General features: G+C 46.6%; 11 protein-coding genes. 3 read left to right on the top strand and 8 right to left on the bottom strand.

Features of this window, described 5'->3' with window-relative positions; genetic code table 11:
• Positions 1–4: 4 nt before the first annotated feature.
• Together BMZ72_RS04440 and BMZ72_RS04435 are read right to left on the bottom strand one after the other, a co-directional pair.
• Positions 5–3,001 carry a SusC/RagA family TonB-linked outer membrane protein gene (locus BMZ72_RS04440; protein WP_089805631.1) on the bottom strand — a complete coding sequence of 999 codons (2,997 nt, stop codon included), beginning with the start codon at positions 2,999–3,001 and terminating at the stop codon, positions 5–7.
• A gap of 413 nt (positions 3,002–3,414) precedes the next feature.
• On the bottom strand, positions 3,415–3,777 hold the full coding sequence (locus BMZ72_RS04435; RefSeq protein WP_089805629.1) for a hypothetical protein: 363 nt from the start codon (positions 3,775–3,777) through the stop codon (positions 3,415–3,417).
• A gap of 460 nt (positions 3,778–4,237) precedes the next feature.
• Here BMZ72_RS04435 and BMZ72_RS04430 point away from each other — a divergent pair, with 460 nt between their 5' ends.
• Positions 4,238–5,371 (top strand): TlpA disulfide reductase family protein, encoded by a 1,134-nt coding sequence (locus tag BMZ72_RS04430; protein WP_089805627.1) that lies wholly within the window; start codon positions 4,238–4,240, stop codon positions 5,369–5,371.
• 206 nt (positions 5,372–5,577) lie between these two features.
• On the opposite strand, the gene BMZ72_RS04425 is transcribed toward BMZ72_RS04430, so the two are convergent.
• The 6 genes from BMZ72_RS04425 to BMZ72_RS04400 are packed head-to-tail and all read right to left on the bottom strand — an operon-like array spanning position 5,578 to position 15,193.
• Positions 5,578–7,518: a heparinase II/III domain-containing protein gene (locus BMZ72_RS04425; protein WP_089805625.1), complete on the bottom strand. Its 1,941-nt coding sequence runs from the start codon at positions 7,516–7,518 to the stop codon at positions 5,578–5,580.
• A gap of 12 nt (positions 7,519–7,530) precedes the next feature.
• The gene (locus tag BMZ72_RS04420) at positions 7,531–8,745 is read right to left on the bottom strand and encodes an alginate lyase family protein (protein ID WP_255373104.1); all 1,215 of its coding nucleotides are present in this window, start codon (positions 8,743–8,745) and stop codon (positions 7,531–7,533) included.
• 10 nt (positions 8,746–8,755) lie between these two features.
• On the bottom strand, positions 8,756–9,733 hold the full coding sequence (locus BMZ72_RS04415; RefSeq protein ID WP_089805623.1) for a DUF4466 family protein: 978 nt from the start codon (positions 9,731–9,733) through the stop codon (positions 8,756–8,758).
• A gap of 23 nt (positions 9,734–9,756) precedes the next feature.
• A complete protein-coding gene (locus BMZ72_RS04410; RefSeq protein WP_089805620.1) occupies positions 9,757–10,158 on the bottom strand; it encodes a hypothetical protein in 402 nt (133 codons plus the stop codon).
• Positions 10,159–10,175: 17 nt separating this feature from the next.
• Positions 10,176–12,020: a RagB/SusD family nutrient uptake outer membrane protein gene (locus BMZ72_RS04405; protein WP_089805618.1), complete on the bottom strand. Its 1,845-nt coding sequence runs from the start codon at positions 12,018–12,020 to the stop codon at positions 10,176–10,178.
• Between the two features lie 11 nt (positions 12,021–12,031).
• Positions 12,032–15,193 carry a SusC/RagA family TonB-linked outer membrane protein gene (locus BMZ72_RS04400; protein ID WP_089805615.1) on the bottom strand — a complete coding sequence of 1,054 codons (3,162 nt, stop codon included), beginning with the start codon at positions 15,191–15,193 and terminating at the stop codon, positions 12,032–12,034.
• A 2,025-nt stretch (positions 15,194–17,218) separates the two neighbouring features.
• Here BMZ72_RS04400 and BMZ72_RS04395 point away from each other — a divergent pair.
• Positions 17,219–17,815, top strand: coding sequence for a TetR/AcrR family transcriptional regulator (locus BMZ72_RS04395; RefSeq protein ID WP_089805613.1), 597 nt, complete (start codon positions 17,219–17,221; stop codon positions 17,813–17,815).
• 65 nt (positions 17,816–17,880) lie between these two features.
• The gene (locus BMZ72_RS04390) at positions 17,881–18,921 is read left to right on the top strand and encodes an aldo/keto reductase (RefSeq protein WP_089805611.1); all 1,041 of its coding nucleotides are present in this window, start codon (positions 17,881–17,883) and stop codon (positions 18,919–18,921) included.
• The last annotated feature ends 102 nt before the right edge of the window (positions 18,922–19,023 follow it).

Below are 19,023 nucleotides of genomic sequence, written 5' to 3'. Positions count from 1 at the left end.
ATGATCAGAAATCAACGCCTATGTGGAAGCTACCTCTCTTAGAGGCAGGGAAAGGCGTTACGTCCACACCGGTAGACAGACCGTTACTACCGCGGCTGGTAGAGGTCGTAATAGTGTTACTACCGAAGTTGGACACTTCCGGATCATATCCTACGTAACTGGTCCAGGTGAAAAAGTTATTCGCTGACACACCGAGACGAATTCCCTTGATGATATTGGTATTCCGCAACGGCACGTTATAATAAACGCCGATCTCACGGATACGTACATAAGAGGCATCCTGTACATAGATAGAAGCGTCACCTGCACCGGTACGGTACACGCCTGCTTTCTGGCCATGAAGGATATCGTCATAGTCGAATGAGGTCTGACCAAGATCAGTCAGCAACTGTGTCAGGTTAATATTATCTCCGCCTTTCTTCCAGTGTATCAGGAAACGGATGGAGATATTTTTCAGGATGGTCAGTTCATCGAAGAAACTCATCTGGAATTTCGGCTCCGCGTTACCGATCAGTTTCAGCTCACTACCCACCGTACCTTTGATCTGCGTAGCCGGTTCGCCTTCTTCCAGGTAGAAAGTACCCAGTGAGTTACCAAACGCACCGATCGCATAAGGCGGGATCAGCAATTTGGTCACTTTGGAACGGTTACGCCACCAGTTGATCGTAGAGCTCCATTTTATTGTTTTTGTATTGATAGGGATCACTGTCAATCCCAGTTCAATACCCTTATTTCTCAGGTCACCACTGTTCTTCCATTCATTCGCATAACCGGAAGAACCAGGTAATGCATGACGCAGCAGTACATCCTGGATCTGTTTATTGTAATAGGTCGCCTCCAGGGTGACACGGCCATCCAGTACGCTCAGGTCCAGACCAGCTTCAAACTCTGACTGGCGTTCCGGTTTGATATCTGAATTACCCAGCAGATTGTCTACGAGTACGCCAGGTAATCCACCGATATTGCTACCCAGCATAGCGGTGAACTTACTGCCGTAAGGCGGTACGTTACCCGACTGACCATAGGCGGCGCGCAGTTTCAGACTCTGGATACTTTTCACATCCCAGAATTTCATACGGGCAATGTTCCAGGAAACAGCTCCTTTAGGGAATACATAGTATTTCTTGTAATCGCCGTTATTGGTGGAACGGTCAAAACGCACACCACCACTCAGTGTGATCGCATCCAGTAAAGAGAGGTCTTCCTGGAGGAAGATACCGTTGTCGCGGTATTTCTGTCTGAACTGACGGGTGGTCGTATTGGCACTGGCGTCCAGGTTACTTTGTCCGGATACCAGGTTAGTCGCCGCAGTGACGATGTTATCCATATAACCGGTTTCCAGGGTAGCACCCAGGGTACTGGTCAGACTGATATTTTCATTGGGCGTAAATGTATTGGTCAGGAACCCACCCAGGTTGGTATTGGTGTTGTTGGTGTTGCCCTGGATAGAGTGTCCCTGCAGCGCATTTTCTTCAAACTGAAGATCGCGGGGGAATAAGGCAGCGGTCTTATAGTTGAAATAATCCACACCACCACGACCGATGAACTTAGTCGAAGAATGCTCGCTTTGCTGTATACGGACCTCCAGGTTGGAACCACCTACAAAACGGTTGGTCACCTCGTTATTGGTCATTTTATCACGCGTTTCCAGTGGGTTGGAAGCCGCAAACGGGTTACGCGGATATTCACCTAATGCATTCGGGAACAGGTCCACGAAAGTAGGTGTAGATGACAGGGCCACACCAAAGCTCACACCGTTGTTATCGTTATTGGTCAGGCCTCTGTCCGCATCTGAGTGGATATAACTCATGGTAACACCCAGGGAAATACGATCTGACAGCTTATGGTCGATATTAAGACGGGCGGAGTTATTAAAATAGCCGGTATTCTTTACGATCCCGTGTTCCTGTCTGCGGTTACCGGACATATAGAATGTCGTTTTCTCATTACCACCACTGATGGAGAGACCGGTATTGAGTATCAGACCGGTTTCTCCGTACATTTCTTTTTCGTAGTCATATATCTTACCGGCGGATGCGGCGGCATTGAACTGGTCTCTGTAAGCCTGACGGCGCTGTTGTACAACCGGATCAGTGTTACTGGCTGCACCGGCAAGATCAGCTGCTTTATCTGCGTCAAAAGTACGCACACCCATCAGATGTCTTACTTTGGCAAAGCCGGTTTCCTGATTAACGCTCACTTTTGTTTTACCGGCACGGCCTTTTTTGGTTGTTACGATCACCACACCTGCTGCTGCTTTTGCACCATACAGGGCGGCAGCAGAGGCGCCTTTCAGGATCTCTATATTCTCAATATCTGCGGGGTTCAGGTCAGCAATACGGCTGGAAGGGTTATCCTGGTTGTTGGGGTTACCCGCCGTAGCGGCGCCGGTAACATCATTCAGCCCGGCAGGAATACTACTGTTGTTGAAGAAGATACCGTCTACTACGTAGAGTGGCTGGGAGTTACCAAATACAGAAGTGATACCTCTCATTTTAACGGAGATACCACCACCCGGTGCACCGGAGTTGGCGGTGATCAGCGCGCCTGGCACCTTGCCGCTCAGTGCAGCGTCAAAGGTCTGTGCAGGAGCGGTACCAGACAGCTGATTAGCATTAATGGTGACCACGGTATTGGCCAGGTTACTACGTTTTACGCTTGTAGCGAGACCTGTTACCACGATCTCATCCAGTTTTGCAAAGTCCTCTTCCATGGTAATATCACCCACGTTAGTGCCTGGACTTACTTTAATGGTCTGTGTCTTATAACCTGTAAAGGTCACGAGTAACGTGGTGTTGCCGGAGGGAGCGGACAAAGAATAAGCACCGGTAGCATCCGAGATGGTACCTTTGTTAGTGCCCTGTATTCTGACTGTAACGCCGGGAATGGGTTTCCCGCTCACAGCATCTTTGATCTTACCGGAGATGTTTTGCTGCGCGAATAAGGCTAGTGTACTGCATACGAATAGCAATACAAGCAAGCCGGTTTTGGGTAAAAGCATAGCTTGTGCGATTTAGATATGATAGTTAAAAAAGCTACAGAGTCATGGCCTGTTTTACAATTTTGGTCGATACGTGTTAATTCCTCTCTGTTAACTTAACAGATAAATGTTCGTTGTGGTTCCCTGTCACGGAGGTCAACTACTGGGTGTCAGATACATTTTTTCTCTTAAGCAGGGTTTCTCAGAAGCCGGTCTGTTATAACGTCGAATTTGGTTCGGCAGATTACGAAAATCCCAATGCAATTAGCTTTTTTTTGTTTGGTCTAATTACGTTATATTTTTCAACCCTTTATGCATACCAACAACAAGCCATGACAATCCGTTACCACCGTAGCGGTAATGCCTGGAAATACCCTGAGCCCTGTTATACATTAACAGAGCTCAAGACAGTATATATGCTCACGGAAAAGTGATCAGGGCTTAACGCCTCCTTCAATCACACCGGTAAGATCTTTGGAAATCAGTTTGGAATTGTCGTAAAAGGACACCGTTGCTTTGTCCTTGATGCTGAAAAGCGGTTTACCGAAAAGCACCTTGCCTTTAAAGTTATCAAGTTGCAGTATTTCTCCGGTGGAATTTTTTTGCACCTGTATATAAGCTATTGCATTGGGATCTTTAGAAAGATCCGCATAAAAAGTGTAGTAGTAGTTACCGTCTGTCTGATGACCGATTTCTGTAAATCCTTTTTTGCTGTTCTCCGGGTTGGCGATGAGATTACCCAGAGATGTCATTACAAAAAATACCGTCAGTACAAGGTATAATGCACGCTTGTTCATAGGGATAGATGCTTTAGATAATTAAAAATGGTTCGCGTTCTTGATACAATTTAACAATTTTTTATATTTAAAACCAATTTAATTTTATTACCCTTCGCGCGCCTGAAAGCAGGTCATCAGAAAAAATATTTTAATTTTTTTTAATTCTGATAACCAATGTCTTATAAGAAATCCTGTTTTTACCCAAAAAATCAACTCCTCTCCTCTACTCCTTAATTGCTTGTCTCGTAACACACATAAAATAAACCAGTTAGACATAATTACACACCATATTTTGGATACTTATAATATCTACAAAGACAAAATCCCAAATTATATACTTTAAAATTTTTTTTAACCCTTGTACGCATATCGTGATTTAAATGTTGTCTTATATGCAGAGGTTCATTCAAGATAGTTCGCGTTTAAATTTTGGATAGACTTTAGATAATTCGTGTAACCAACAATAAAGGTAAAACAGATGAACAGATGCTTAACGGTTCTCGCGGCCTGCTGCATGGCGATGCCAGCGATGTCGCAATCGTTTCAGATCAAGGGAAAGCTAGGAAGATTAAAAGCGCCAGCGAAAGTATATATCGGCTATACTTATGATGGTAAGACTGTTTTCGATTCTGCCGATGTAGACAATGGGAATTTCGCGTTCGATAAACCTGTTGCTTACCCAACAAACGCTTTGCTGACAGTAAGCAGAAGCGGTGAACACCAGACTTTTTTTAATGCAAGCGATATTGCACATCTGTATGTAGAGCCGGGATCGATCGTGTGGGTGACATCTGATGAAAGCATCGCTAATTTCACTTCGAATGGGTCTAAGTCACAGGATGACTATGATGTATATCTGAAGTTCATGGAAGATGCAGAAGAAAAGCTGTCATTACTGACCGCAGAATCTTCCAACACACTACAGAATGATGTAACTGAGAAAGGACTGGCTGCAAAGAGAGCTTATATGGAGCATTTCCGTGCTGCAATGGCATTCCGGAAACAGCGCATGAAAGAATTCATCCAGCAGCACAATGATATGTATATCAACCTGGACCTCCTGGAAGAATACGCTGGCAACTTTGTTGATTTCCGTGAGATTGAACCAATGTTCAACGCACTGAACGAAAAAACAAGAGCCTCCTCAAAAGGTAAAGCTTTCGAAAAGAAGATACAGGCATCCAAACGTACCGCTATCGGTGCTCCGGCTCCTGACTTCGGACAGAAAGACTCCGATGGTAACAGGATCACCCTCTCTTCCTTCAAAGGAAAAGTAGTTATTCTGAACTTCTGGGCCAGCTGGTCAGCTACCTCCAGAATGGACAACCAGGAACTGAAACAGATCGTGAAGCCTTACAACCAGAAAGACCTGGTCGTAATCAATGTCTCTCTCGACGAACGTAAAGAGCAATGGTTACAGGCGATCGCTGATGACAAAATGAGCGGTTACAATGTATCCGATCTGAAATTCCTTAGAAATGAAGTCGCTGAACTTTATAATATAAGTGCTGTTCCGCAAAACGTATTAATCGATGCATCAGGCAATATTGTTGGAAGGAATATCAAAGGGACACAATTATCCGACAAATTAGCCGGAATAATTGGTAAATAATAAGTAAAGAGTGTAATCATAACAAGTAGTCATAGTGAATTAATGCAACCCGGCGGGGCACGTGAAATATGTCTATATTTCACCAAAACCTGCCGGCTTTTTTTTGCCCCTGATCGCGGGGGCATTCACGTTATATAATCGTCTTAAAAAGCAAAACAGCCTGCGTATACATATATACACAGGCTGTTTATTTTTATAAAGTAGTCTCATTGTAAGCCTACCGTAAAACCCAGCTTCGTCTTTGCCTTAATACCGGCGCCATTCAGATTGATCCGGTAGATGTTCTCTCCCCATTTCTGCTTTACACCACCATCTTCCTCCGTCAATAACGGTACTTTTTCAATACTCGCCTCCAGCTGGTCCGCCGGATAACGCAGATAAAAGTCTTTCTGGACATTCCCTTCTTTTCTATGGATCACCAGGACGCCTGGTTTCATGACTTCCACCGGATAACAGGTCATCAGGTGTTCTGTAACTATACCGTCTTTCTTCAGCTGTAAAACATCATCTATATAGACCTGCTTACCTCTTGCCAGCCGGATATTGCGCTGCCATCTTTCGATGCCTGCCGCCTCCGGATATGAACTGCTGATATCCATCATGATACTCGCAGCAGTCAGACTCCGCTTATACATAACTTCCGTGGCTTTGAACTGTGGTCCGGCTGACTGCTGATAGCCATTGACACTAGGCACATTGTGATAGTCTGAACGGTTGTACCAGATATCATAGCGCTTACTACTGAATGTTTTGGCCGTATAAGTACCTCGTCCGATATCGATCAGCACCGGTAAACCATCATAATATACCACATAGTTGCCTATATCATTATGGTTATGGCTTTCATCATTGTTACCGCCTTTTGCCGCCACAAAGAAACCATTTGTACCACCCTCCTTATCTCTTGCCACCATGACCTGCAGATCAGGCCACCATACATCCGCCGGTAATGCCAGTCCTTTTTCCGCCTGTCTGAACTCATCCTGCATAAAGATGGCAAACAGGTGCCGGAAGAAATGATAACCGCCTACAGCTGCCTGGTTCTCATCTTTCAGGTACCACGCACCAAAACGCATCATCGCCGGGTCTTTGATATCCTTTCCGAAACGATAGATCATGCCTGCCGCCATCCTGGGTTGCGGATCAGCATCTGCAAAATCCAGGAAGTAACGTTCACTGATCTGGGCACGGTAAATGAACTTACCCATTTCCCCTACTTTCTTATCATTATATACATAATCAAAGGCATTATTTGTCGCCAGGTTCAGCATCGCCACATTATCATATAAAGAAGCCGCGGCTGCGCCCCAGTAACCAGGACCTTCATCACAACCGCCATCCGCAGGATAAGGATCCAGGAATTCATCCAGCACAGTCAGGATCTTATCAACGGCAGTAATTCTTTTACTATCATCCTTTTCCAGCAACAACACCGCATTCAGCCAGTTGGAACAGATCCAGGGATTCCAGTTGTTCGGCCTTCTGCCGTTTGCGGTAGCATGCATCCAGCCATGGGGTTTAGTCATCAGCGGTTCAAAGATGCGTTTGTTCGTCTCATAGTAGATACGCTTTCTGATCTGCGGAGAAGCAGCGTCCAGCTGTGGCCCCAGGAAATAATCCACCCAGGCTAACAGCGTGGCGGTTTCTGCGGAGAATAGTTCTACAAAAGGCTGTGACACATCCATCAGGCCTTTAAAGGAACCCGGCAGATGGGCAGGTACGCCCCAAAAGGACTCTTCACAAACAGACCAGACGCCATTGATAATAGGGTCTATAAAACGTCCTTCATTTTCATAGAGTTCTGCCATCAGCAAAGTTGCCAGTACTTCCCGCCTTTTATTGGCGATATCCTGGTATTCGCTGCGGTTGCCCGTACGGATGATCAACAGGGATTTGGTAGCCGGGATAGAGGGCCAGTCGTAGTCAATATATCCCTCTGCTTTTTTGATAACCGCCTCTCCGATAGCGGTATCTGCCTTTTCCCAGCCCTCCCGGTCTGTTGTACGCGGAAACGGCATCCACTGTCCCTGCGGGATCAGTTTTGCTGCCAGTTCAGTCTCTGTATAGTGACCACTTAAGAGATGCTGGGCCGACAGTCTGCAATAACAGACTGCCAGCATACAGGTTAAAACAATCCATCTTTTCATAACGCTGTTTTTTTAGTACGCCCACTGCGTCAGCAATAATAAGTCATTTTGATAGTCTTTATGCTGCACTTTCAGGGCGCTGAGGTCCAGATCCGGGTATTTTCGGGCAGCCACCTCCGATAGTTCCAGGAATTCCTCATCATGTTTGGGCTTGATCTGCTGATAGGTCCACTGGCTGGCTCCGGTCGCAAAAGGCAATAGCCAGCGGTAGGCTTTCTGCAGACTTTTACCTCCCGGTGTCTCATAATGCCAGAGGTCCATCTGCACATTCTCTGCCAGCAGGGCCAGCTCAAAGAAGGCCCGCAGGTTGAACAGCGAATAGTTCCAGGATAAGGTCCGGGCCAGCTCTTTCGGCTGACGGCCATCTGCTTCCAGCTGCACCTCAATGCGCTTTTTTGTCTGCTCTTCCAGCAGCTGTTTTGCCAGTGCCGGTTGCTCTGTAAATAAAGCGATCGCTACCTGCTGCACGTCATACCAGGTGCCATGGTTATTTAGTTCATCCGCCTCATCCTGCCCGATCGGACTCGTACGCATCCATTGCAGGAATGCCCTGTACCAGTCCTGTATGCGCTTATATTCCGCGGCCGAAAGGGCCTTTGAATCTTTCAGCAACTGAATACCATCCAGCAGCATGGTCACATTGTGGGTATCGATCAGTCCTATTCCCCTGCCATCTGTAATACCTGGTATCGCCTGACTATAATTCAGGTGCGGGTGCATACTGGTAGCCGTATCGAGGAACCAGGTCCGGAGCAGGCCTGCTGCATGTTTAGCATATTGTTCCTTCCCGGTATAAAACCAGGCCAGTCCAAGGTAATATACGTCGCGTGAAATGGCATTCTGGTACTCATCATCCTTGATAGCATACCGTTCCGGATTGACCTGCCCATCCTTACGGATATAGGGTAATCCGTTTGCCTTTGTAGAATCAGGCCACCAGTAAGGCCCTACGCTCATGTAATCATGTTTGTTACCACTGGGCGGCACCTTTGTTTTGTAGACCACGGAATAAGGTCCGTTCTCCAGCGCCTTGTCTGCTATCTTCAGCAAAGCAACCAGCGCCTGCTGCATAGCAGGATCTTTCTTTGCGATCTTCTCCTTTGCATCGAGCAACTGCGGACCTTTGAGCAGGTAGGTCTGTGGTGGCAACTGTGCCGCCTTACTATACAGGCAGATGATCATCCCCAGCATCAATAAGGCCCCGGCATAAAAAACAGGCATTTTCATAACGACTTTATTATTTAAGCGTATAACGTTTCATACTGATGGTCGCACTTTTCTTGCTATCCTCCACTTTATTCATATAAATATAAGCACGATACCTGCCGTCAGCAGTCTCCACCCAGGCGCCTGCCTCCGACTTCAGATTAATAACGTAATCAGGCGATCCTGTCATATCCAGTTGCTCGAAATCCAGGTCATCGATATAAATACCATATTGCAGCCGCGCCAGGTGAAAATCCCGCAGGTTCCAGGTCTTTCTGACCTTCGTCACCCTGTTCAATCCCGGTGGCAATGTAATATCCGGCAGATATTCCGCGTTTGCTCCCGGCGATACCAGCGCATGGTTAAAAGAAATACCTGTAATCGCCCGATAGAGATACACCAGATCGATCTTATCTGCATTCGCAGGAACATCCTTTTCTGTATACACCGCCATGTCTGCCACGGAAATGAAGGAGGCCTCTGCATTCTTCACCGGCAGATCCAGCACCATATCCATTTTTGAGATCTTATAAGGCCCCATCGCATAGGAGACGGTTTCCCCGTTGCTGCTTTTTGCGGAGAAGGTAAAGCGGACTTCCTTTCCCTGTGCTGACTTCGGGATCACATAAAAGTAACGGAGGGTTACGGCATTGGTATCTTTTGTAAAATTCACTTTTGTCGTGTTGCCTTCATTGACAGCAGGATCACCTATCTGAATACCCACGTCTTCTCCGCTGCCATTGGTATAATAAGACCGGTGTTCAAGATAGGTTGTTGCTTCTCCTGCAATGGAAGCTTCTACCTGTGCAGATACAATCTTTCCTTTTGCTGCCGGCAATGCTATCGCATAGGCAAATTCAATGTTCAGTCCTGCCACATTGGGTCCCAGTGTACGTTTAATGCAATCATTCTGCAATTCATTCTTAGCCTCCGGGATGGCATATTCCTTGTCCTTACAGGCGGTCACCAACAGACACAGCCCAAGTAATGACATGATATAACTTTTCATTTGTGTAAATTTTAGTGTAAATACTATCTGGGCTGTACGGTAACATTCACCTTATAGGTCTTTCTCACCTGTCTGTTACCCGATATCACGCTGTAAGTCCTCGGATTCGCCAGATCTGAAAAATCAGTAAATCCGGTGATCTTAGGGTCCAGTTTTGCATCTGTCACCAGCGTAAACTGCGGATATAAATGCTTCAGATCTGTACCATAAAAGACGGTTACATCTACCGTACAGGCAATCGTATCGATCACTGCATTCTTTGTACGTACGGTCTGGAAATCTGCACCCAGTAATTCAAAATTGCTGACATAACATTCTGCACGGGTGGTGATCAGCAAACCATCTTCATCTATAGGCGCTTCTTTGCGGCAGCCCATCCAGGTGCATGCAGTCAGTAGTAATATGATCGTTAAACAGTATTTCATTGTTGTGGATTGAAGGATTAGAGCCATGGTGTGTTCTGTGTAAGATTAGGGTTGCGGTTACGTTCTCCCGGCGGAATGCGGAAGATGTAACATTGCTGGTACTCTCTTTCCGATACGTTCTGGAAATAGCGTGTCATCTGTGCGCCGTAGGTATCTATACGCCATACACCATTACCATAAGGCGGATTCCATACCCGTTCAATCGCTCTCCATCTGCGCAGGTCAAAACCGCGCTGGCCTTCGCCAAACAGTTCAACGATACGCTCCTGCTCTATCGCATTAAAGAAGGCCTCTTTACTGGCCGTTTTATCCGCCCCCAGTGGCGGCAGATTACCTCTATGGCGTATCCTGTTCAATAAAGCAATGGCATCTCCCTGCGGACCATCCACTGCATTTGTTGCCTCTGCATACATCAGGAATACATCCGCCAGCCGCATTACAGGAAAATTATAGGTTCCATCGCTACGTCCCAGTCCGGCGGTATTCCGCAGGAATTTGCGCAATACATACCCGGAGTTACAACCATCGGTATTATAAGTGATAAAGCTTGCCCCATCGATCGTTACCGGCTGATTCCAGGTACGGTAAATAAAAGGTACCCAACCAGTTGACTTCAACGAGATCATACCTACGCTGATCTCATAATCCCACATAATGGAAGACTTCATCCGATAGTCGCGGTTGGTATAACTCTGCGGATTGACAGCTGAATTCAGGGTCGTCCTTGCAGCTGCATTATTCGCAGGATTCATGGGGATCAGTTTATCTGCAAAATCGCCTGTGATCGTCGACTGATAACGGTCTGCGATCTCATAACGGGGCGATACCCAGCATTGCGAACCTTCATGAGAACGACCGGCGATATCACGCATCAGTTCTTCTCCCTGGTTGGTACCGGTACCACCATGACTAAAGGCCATGATCATTTCAGGATCTCCATTCGCCACTGGCGTAAACAGGTAATAGTAATTCGGCAGTTTGTCTGCTTTACCCAATACGTCGCACTCTCCCGGTTCTCCGCCTCTGAAGAGATTCAGGCCATAATCATTGATGACTTTCTTAAAGTCAGCCGCCGCTGCCCTGTATGCATCCGTACCCTGGGCCGCATCCGGTTGAAAAGTGTCCAGTTCAGGCCATCCGTAGGTATTCCAGCAGGCCCAATACAATTGTACTTTGCCCCGGAAGGCCAGTGCCGCCGGTTTGGAGGCACGGCCAATCTCGGGGGCCTTCACCGGGAGTTTTTCAAAGGCATAGGTCAGGTCAGCTATAATGGAATCTTTTACCTGTGTGATAGACGTACGTGTCAGATTGGCTACCTCCGCATTATCGAAAATGACGTGATCGATATACGGCACATCGCCCCACATAGAGATAAGTCTGAAATACACCATTGCTCTCAGCAAGCGGGCTTCACCAACGATGCGTTCCAGCTGTACCAGGGCTGTTCCGCTGGCGGCAGGCAGCATCTTACGGACGTTTTCGATGACATAATTAGCACGGTGTACACCGCCATATAACCGTTCGTACATTTTGTCGAAGTTGTCGCCATATCCCGACGGACTATAATCTCCACCGTTATAGGCGTCTCCTTTCTGCAGGTTACCACTGGCGGTACTGGTACCCCTTACACGGAGGTATTCTGATTGTCCGTCGAAATAATAGTCACGGTCAAACAGCGGACGGATATCCGCATAAGCCCCCATCAGGGCATAAGTCGCATCAGCTTCTGATTTCCAGAAAGCACCTGTTCCCAGTTCTGTTGCCGGCTCTCTGTCCAGCAGGTCTTTTACACAACCTGTTTGCAGTACCGCACCCAGTAACAGTGTGCCTGCGATATATATTTTAACAATAGTCTGCTTCATAGTAATATCTTTTATAAACCGATATTCAATCCTGCACCATAAGTCCTGTTCAGCGGATAAGCATTGCTCCTGTTGCCATTCAGCTCAGGATCAAGACCACGGAAAGAAGTAATGGTGAAGAGGTTTTCGGAAGAGCAATAGATACGGCAGTTATTCAACCCGATCCTGCTGAGCAGTTCTTTAGGAAGATTGTATCCCAGCTGCACGTTCTTGAAACGGATATAACTCAGGTCATCCAGCCAGAAGGTCGTCTCTACACGGTTATTACTACCGCTGAGCCTTGGCCATGCGCCATTGCGGTTTTCTACAGACCATGGGTTATTCCAGTGGTCCCAGGTGGAGGCATAACGCTGCGCGCCGAAGTTGATGTTATTGTAGTTGTTGATCCAGTAGTCTTTACGACCGGTTGCGCCGGTAATAAGGAAACCCAGATCAATGCCTTTCCAGGAGAAGGTCGTATTCAGTGCGAGAATGGTCGTAGGTCTGTCCCTTTGCACATTCGGATAAGCCTTCATGTCGTTACCATCGATACGTCCGTCGCCATTCAGGTCTTTACGGATCAGATCACCCGGAGAAGCGCCCTGCGGGGTGTTATTGTATACATCCTGCCACGTCTGTGCGATACCCTTATCTTCATAGGTATACAGGAAGTGGTAAGGCATGTTCAGGAAGGTCCATCCCCTGCTCAGGAATTCATTCCATTTTTCAAGCGTCGTGATATTATAAGAACCATTCAGGTTAATACCATAACTCAGCTGACCAACCCTGTCAGACCAGGTCAGGTTTAACTCAATCCCCTGGTTACGCAGATCGCCGATATTTTTGCGCGGTGCGTTGTAAGCGCCGGTCAGTAATACGGACATTTCCGAAGGACGGTTCATGCCTGTGGTCAGACGGTTATAATAATCGATTTCAGCTGTCAGGTGATTGTCTACGAAACCGAGGTCCAGTCCGAGGTTCAGTACCCGGGTAGATTCCCAGGACAGGTCCCTGTTCACCATTTTCTGATTCACAAAACCTTTGGCAATAGTGCCATCGATCATATAATGACTGGCAGCCAGCGTAGCCTGTTGCTCGGTACGACCGACACCGGAGTTATTACCCAATCCGCCGTAAGAAGCGCGGAACTTACCATTGCTCAGGAAGCGGCGGGTCAGGTGGTTGATGAATTTCTCTTCTGTAAAGCGCCATCCTACGGCAACAGAAGGGAAGAATCCATATTGTTGTCCCGGCAGGAAGCGGGAAGAACCATCATAACGGAAATTCGCTTCGAAGAGATATTTATTAAAAGCGGTATAGTTGATACGGCCGATGTAGGAACGTAAGCCTTCTGTACTGGAATTACCACCCGTTGATTGTATATCAGTAAGGGCAGCATCTACTTCATGCAGTGTGGGATACAACCTGTCATTTCTGGAAGTACCCTGATAACGGTCATACCAGAATTCTTCACTGTATACACCCAAAGCGGTAAAGTCATGGTTGACCCCAAATGTTTTGTGATACGTAATACGGCCATTCAGCATGGTTTTGTAACCTGTATTCGTAAAGTTGCCGATACCTGCATTATCACCTACATATACCCGGCTGCCATAGCTGACGGTCTGGAAGTTATAGGCACGGTTCGGATTATTGGCATTCCAGCGGAACTGGTTGTAATAATTCAGGGTATAATCCACACGCCCTGTCAGTCCTTTGATCGGTTCCCAATCCAGGTATGCCGTAGCATTGGCTTCCTGTCTGTTTTGCCGGTTCAGCATATTCTGATAAACGGTGTAGGGATTATATGCCTGCGGATCTTCATTATATGCCATTACACCCCCATAGTAACCACTAACCGGGTCATAAGGGGTAATACCAGCAATTGCGTATTGCAGGTCAAATCCGGCCGTATTAGAGGCATCATCATCCGTATAACCATCTGCCAGTGCATATTGGTATTTAGACCAGTTACCGTTGAAACGCAGTCCGGCGTTCATGTTCTTACGCAGTTTATTGTCGTAGTTGAAACGGGCATTATAACGTTTGTAATCATTATTGATCTGGAGCCCTCTTTCATCCATGACGCCGAGCGACATAAAGAAGTTGGAGTTTTCTGTTCCTCCGGAGGCGGACAGATTATAGTTCTGTATCACCCCTTCGCGGAGGATCACATCCCACCAGTCAGTATTCGGATAGCGTAAAGGATCGATCATCCCCATAGCCATCCACTGGTCGATGGTGCCATCTTTAAAGTTGTAGTTGGAGCGGAGCGTATTGACAGCTGCGGCACGCTGGTGCAGGGTCAATGCCCTTGCATAGTCCGCCATGAATTCATAGGAGCGCGTTGGTACTTCTACCCCATAACCACCTGAAAAATTGATTGTCGTCTTTTTTTGTCCTTTCCCCGATTTGGTGGTGATGAGAATAACGCCATTGGCCGCCCTGGAACCATATACGGAAGCCGAGGTAGCATCTTTCAGTACGGAGATGCTCTCGATATCGTTCATGTTGATACGGTTGATGTCTACGTCGGGCATACCGTCTACTACAACCAGCGGACTGCTATTATTCACGGTCCCGAGACCACGGATAATGAGGCTGGAGGAATTGTTGCCCGCCATACCGGAGTTCTGGGTAACAGATAGACCAGGCACCAGACCAGATAATGCGGAGGAGGTATTGGGCAGGGAGCGGCTGGTGATCTTTTCGTCTACTTTAATAGCAGATACGGCACCTACCATGTTTACTTTCTTTTGTGTACCGTAGCCGACTACCACGACTTCTCCCAGCGCTTTCTGATCTGATTCCAGTATGATAGTTAAACTGGCGGCGCCGGAGAAGGCTACTTCTTTTCCGACATAGCCCATGGAGGAAAATACGAGTGTTCCTTTTGTCGTATTCACCTTCAGGGTATAGTGTCCGCTGGCATTGGTGACGGTACCCGTGGAGGCCCCTTTCAGCGATACGCTGACACCTGGCAAAGGTTGACTGGTTGCGTCCGTAACCTGTCCGGTAATGGTTTGCTGCTGTTGTGTACCATTGTCCTGGAAGTACACATGAGCTGTTTCCGGCGCATTGTTCGCTGTGGCGCCTGTAATGGATCCTGCGGTGAGGATAAGGGCATGCAGGATACTTCTGGCATGCAGCCAGCGTACCCCCATTCCCTTTGGAGGAGGTAAATAATTAATCATCACATTGTGTGTTTAGGTGAAGGCAATAGAGGTCTGTGCCGGTTGTTTACCGGCATCCTGCAATGGCATTCCGTCCCGGGAATGCAGGTGTTTGCATATTAAGAGCTACTATTGATGTGTGTTGTGTTTGTCATGATGCGTGGAATAATTTAACCGGTGAAGACAATAAAAGGCCTGTGCCGGTGGTTTACCGGCATCGCGCAATGGCATTCCATTTCCGGAATGCAAACGTTTGCATATTATGAGCTGCTGTTAATGCCTGTTATGTTTGTTGAATTAGTCATGATGCGCGGAAATATTTAACGGATAAAGACAATAAAGGACCTGTGCCGGTAGTTTTACCGGCATCGTGCAACGGCATTCCATTTCGGAATGCAAACGTTTGCATATCAGGAGCTGCTATTGGTACTTGTTATGTTTACTGACTCTGTCATGATGCGTGGAATGATTTAATTGGATGTCGATTTTGGTCTCAGGGAATAGCTCTTCTACAGAATATATAATAGATCTTCAGTTACAAATGTAATAAAAAGGCAATCGATTGCAACTAAAATTATTAAATTGATTTCATAATTACATAATAGTTCCGGTTTATTTTTTTGATGGGTGGTAAATGGTTGTGGTATAGTGTGTTATTATTTATTCACTGTTCCTGTGTCCGCAGCTGCAAGAATCAGCGTTTGTCAGGAAAGCGGGTTACGGATATTACATTCACTGCCTGGCATAAACGATGTGCATACTCGACTTTATTTTACCTGAATTAATATAACTATTCATTGGACCTTCATTCAATGATATGTTTATTTGCCTTTGTGGTCATTTGCAGCTGATTCTCTTGTCTATCTGCTTACTGCCCCGGGGTTAATGTTAGTGTAGGTTTTAAATAGGTGTTTTTTTGAAGTGGGTTGGGCTTCGTGGCTGTGGATTCAGATGACCAGACGAACTGACGCCCGTTAAGTATATAGATAGAGCCTTGGGGGAAGGGCTATGCGATGGATCTACGATGGACTGTAGCTTTTTGCAGGGGACGGGCTAAGGTTCGTCTGGTCATCTGAATCCTCCGCCGGACGAATAATGGTCCATCCTCACTTTACTACCAATGCGTTTCTAGATTATTTATATTGTTATTTAAGGGTTAACTTATAACGTCTCATTCTGCAAGTGAATGGATGACTGAGGGTGCGGTTACCAGCAAATGAAAGAAACCGTTAATGAACTATTGAACAACAGTGTGTGAATAGTCCATCCTCACTTTACTACTAATGCGTTTCTAGACTATTTATATTGTTATTTAAGGGTTAACTTATAACGTCTCATTCTGCAAGTGAATGGATGACTGAGGATGCGGTTACCAGCAAATGAAAGAAACCATTAATGAACAATCGGATAACAGTCTTAAATGTTTAGCCCTATAACGAAGGAATAAACAGTCTTGGTCAGGCGAAGGATTCAGATAACCAGACGAACCTTAGCCCGTCCTCTGCAAAAAGCTACCGTTCACCAAAGTTCCCATCTCATAGCCCCTCCCCAAAGCCCAATCCATGTACTTAACGGGCGTCAGTTCGTCTGGCTATCTGAATCCGCAGCCAGGCCCTACACCCCGTCCTCTGCAAAAAGCTACCGTTCACCAAAGTTCCCATCCCATAGCCCCTCCCCAAAGCCCAATCCATGTACTTAACGGGCGTCAGTTCGTCTGGTTATCTGAATCCGCAGCCAGGCCCTTCACCCCGCCCCCTGCAAAAAGCTACTGTTCACCAAAGTTCCCATCCCATAGCCCCTCATCCAAAGCTCAATCATGTACTTAGCGGGTCAGTTCGTCTGGTTATCTGAATCCGCAGCCAGGCCTGCCAAACCAGTCAGGCCACTCAAAACCATCCCCCAAGATGTCTATCAACAAATTATAACAAAGCATATGACTCTAAAAGACATTCCCGGCCACACGCAATCGTCAATAATCATGTAATTGACAAAAAATATGACAATCCGGTTACGCAAGTATCATATACCGATCGTTATTTTTGCATCATGAAATTCACTCCGAGATCCGAAACAACCAGACAATTCATTATAGAATCGGTGGCGAACCTGATGAACAGACAGGGATATGCCGGCACTTCTATCACGGACCTGGAGAAGGCGACCGGACTGACGAAGGGTAGTATCTATGGTAACTTTGAAAATAAGGAGCAGATCGCTTATGCTGTGTTTGACTACAATCTGCTGAGGCTGAGACAGGCCATCAATAATGCGATGGAGAAGAGTGATACTTATAAAGATAAATTGCTGGCCAATATTGCTGTGTATTATGGCAGTATGGATAGCAGCGGTGGCGGCTGTCCCATGATGAATACAGCCGTAGAAGCAGATGACACGCATGAGGGACTGAGGAAGAGAGCAGCTGATGGTTTACTCAGATGGAAACAGGACCTCGTTACCGTCATTGAAAAAGGAATTGCTGCCAATGAATTTAAAAAAGATACTGACGCTCAGAAAACAGCACTCACCATTATCGCCCTGATAGAAGGCGCCATTCTGATAGGCAAAGCCACTCAGAATCCCGTCTTCCTCGATATAATACTCACCACTGCAAAAGAAACCGTCCAGGGCATTTCCCTACATTAAAATTTTTTGACCTTTCATATACCGATCGTTATATACAAATACTAGTAAACTCAAAAGATTAATTTATGAATTATAAGATCTTCGGAAAGAAGTCAGGCCTGCGTGTGTCAGAGCTTGTATTAGGAACAGGTAATTTCGGTACCCGCTGGGGACATGGCGCGACACCGGAAGAATCAAAGAAAGTATTCGACGCATACGTTGCCGCTGGCGGCAATTTTATTGATACGGCAGATGGTTATCAGGTAGGAGAATCAGAAGAACTCTTAGCTGGTTTTATTGCTGATAAAAGAGATGACCTTGTCCTGGCATCCAAATTCAGCATGGGTGGTTCTACCCTGCTGACAACCGGTAATAGCCGTAAGACCATGATCCGTGCGGTAGAAGCAAGTCTGAAACGACTGAAAACAGACAGACTGGATCTGTATTGGGCGCACCTGGACGACCAGCATACCCCGTTGGAAGAACTGGTCCGTGGATTTGATGATCTGGTAAGAGATGGAAAGATATTGTATGCCGGTCTCTCCAATTATCCCGCGTGGAAAATAGCGAATGCCTCTCTCCTTGCCGATCTGCGTGGCTGGTCTCCTATTGTGGGTATCCAGATTGAATATAACCTTATCGAACGTACGCCTGACAGAGAGCTGTTACCAATGGCGCAGTCACTGGGTCTGGGTGTCGCTTTCTGGTCACCATTGGCAGGTGGTACGCTCACCGGTAAATACCGTACCCCTTCCGCAGATAAAGATAATCGTCAGGTGGCCTGGGGCGGATTACTGGTAAAAGGCGAAAGCAGCAACCGCGAAACCCTGATCCTTGATACCCTGGCAGATATCGCCAGTACGCATCAGGCAAAGATGCTGCATGTTGCACTGGCATGGCTGCGTCAGCGTCATCAGCCTAAAGAACTGTCTACCGTAACCATCCTCGGTCCGCGTAATGTAGCGCAGTTACAGGACAATCTCGATTCCTTACAGGTAACGCTCAGTGATGAAGAAATCAGCAGATTGAACGAGGTGAGTGCTATCTCCCTGGGTTCACCGCATGAGATCATCAAAGAGTCACAAAAACTGATCTATGGCGATGGTTTTGGTCGTGTGTTAAGCTAGTATTCCCATATTGTCTCTTATACGCCGCTGTCAGCAATGATAGCGGTTTTTTTATTCCTATTTATTAAAACATGTCTTATTTTGAGCGATAATAACAGCCCG

This window comes from Chitinophaga sp. YR627 (genome assembly GCF_900114995.1).
In the GTDB taxonomy this organism is placed as follows: Bacteria; Bacteroidota; Bacteroidia; order Chitinophagales; family Chitinophagaceae; genus Chitinophaga.
Note: the sequence above shows the minus strand (reverse complement) of the source record. Positions and strands in the feature narration are given on the sequence as shown.

Bases quoted from the DNA above. Each gene is read 5' to 3' on its own strand.
- BMZ72_RS04440 (WP_089805631.1), bottom strand. From the start codon at position 3,001: ATGCTTTTACCCAAAACCGGCTTGCTTGTATTGCTATTCGTATGCAGT.
- BMZ72_RS04435 (WP_089805629.1), bottom strand. From the start codon at position 3,777: ATGAACAAGCGTGCATTATACCTTGTACTGACGGTATTTTTTGTAATG.
- BMZ72_RS04430 (WP_089805627.1), top strand. From the start codon at position 4,238: ATGAACAGATGCTTAACGGTTCTCGCGGCCTGCTGCATGGCGATGCCA.
- BMZ72_RS04425 (WP_089805625.1), bottom strand. From the start codon at position 7,518: ATGAAAAGATGGATTGTTTTAACCTGTATGCTGGCAGTCTGTTATTGC.
- BMZ72_RS04420 (WP_255373104.1), bottom strand. From the start codon at position 8,745: ATGAAAATGCCTGTTTTTTATGCCGGGGCCTTATTGATGCTGGGGATG.
- BMZ72_RS04415 (WP_089805623.1), bottom strand. From the start codon at position 9,733: ATGAAAAGTTATATCATGTCATTACTTGGGCTGTGTCTGTTGGTGACC.
- BMZ72_RS04410 (WP_089805620.1), bottom strand. From the start codon at position 10,158: ATGAAATACTGTTTAACGATCATATTACTACTGACTGCATGCACCTGG.
- BMZ72_RS04405 (WP_089805618.1), bottom strand. From the start codon at position 12,020: ATGAAGCAGACTATTGTTAAAATATATATCGCAGGCACACTGTTACTG.
- BMZ72_RS04400 (WP_089805615.1), bottom strand. From the start codon at position 15,193: ATGATTAATTATTTACCTCCTCCAAAGGGAATGGGGGTACGCTGGCTG.
- BMZ72_RS04395 (WP_089805613.1), top strand. From the start codon at position 17,219: ATGAAATTCACTCCGAGATCCGAAACAACCAGACAATTCATTATAGAA.
- BMZ72_RS04390 (WP_089805611.1), top strand. From the start codon at position 17,881: ATGAATTATAAGATCTTCGGAAAGAAGTCAGGCCTGCGTGTGTCAGAG.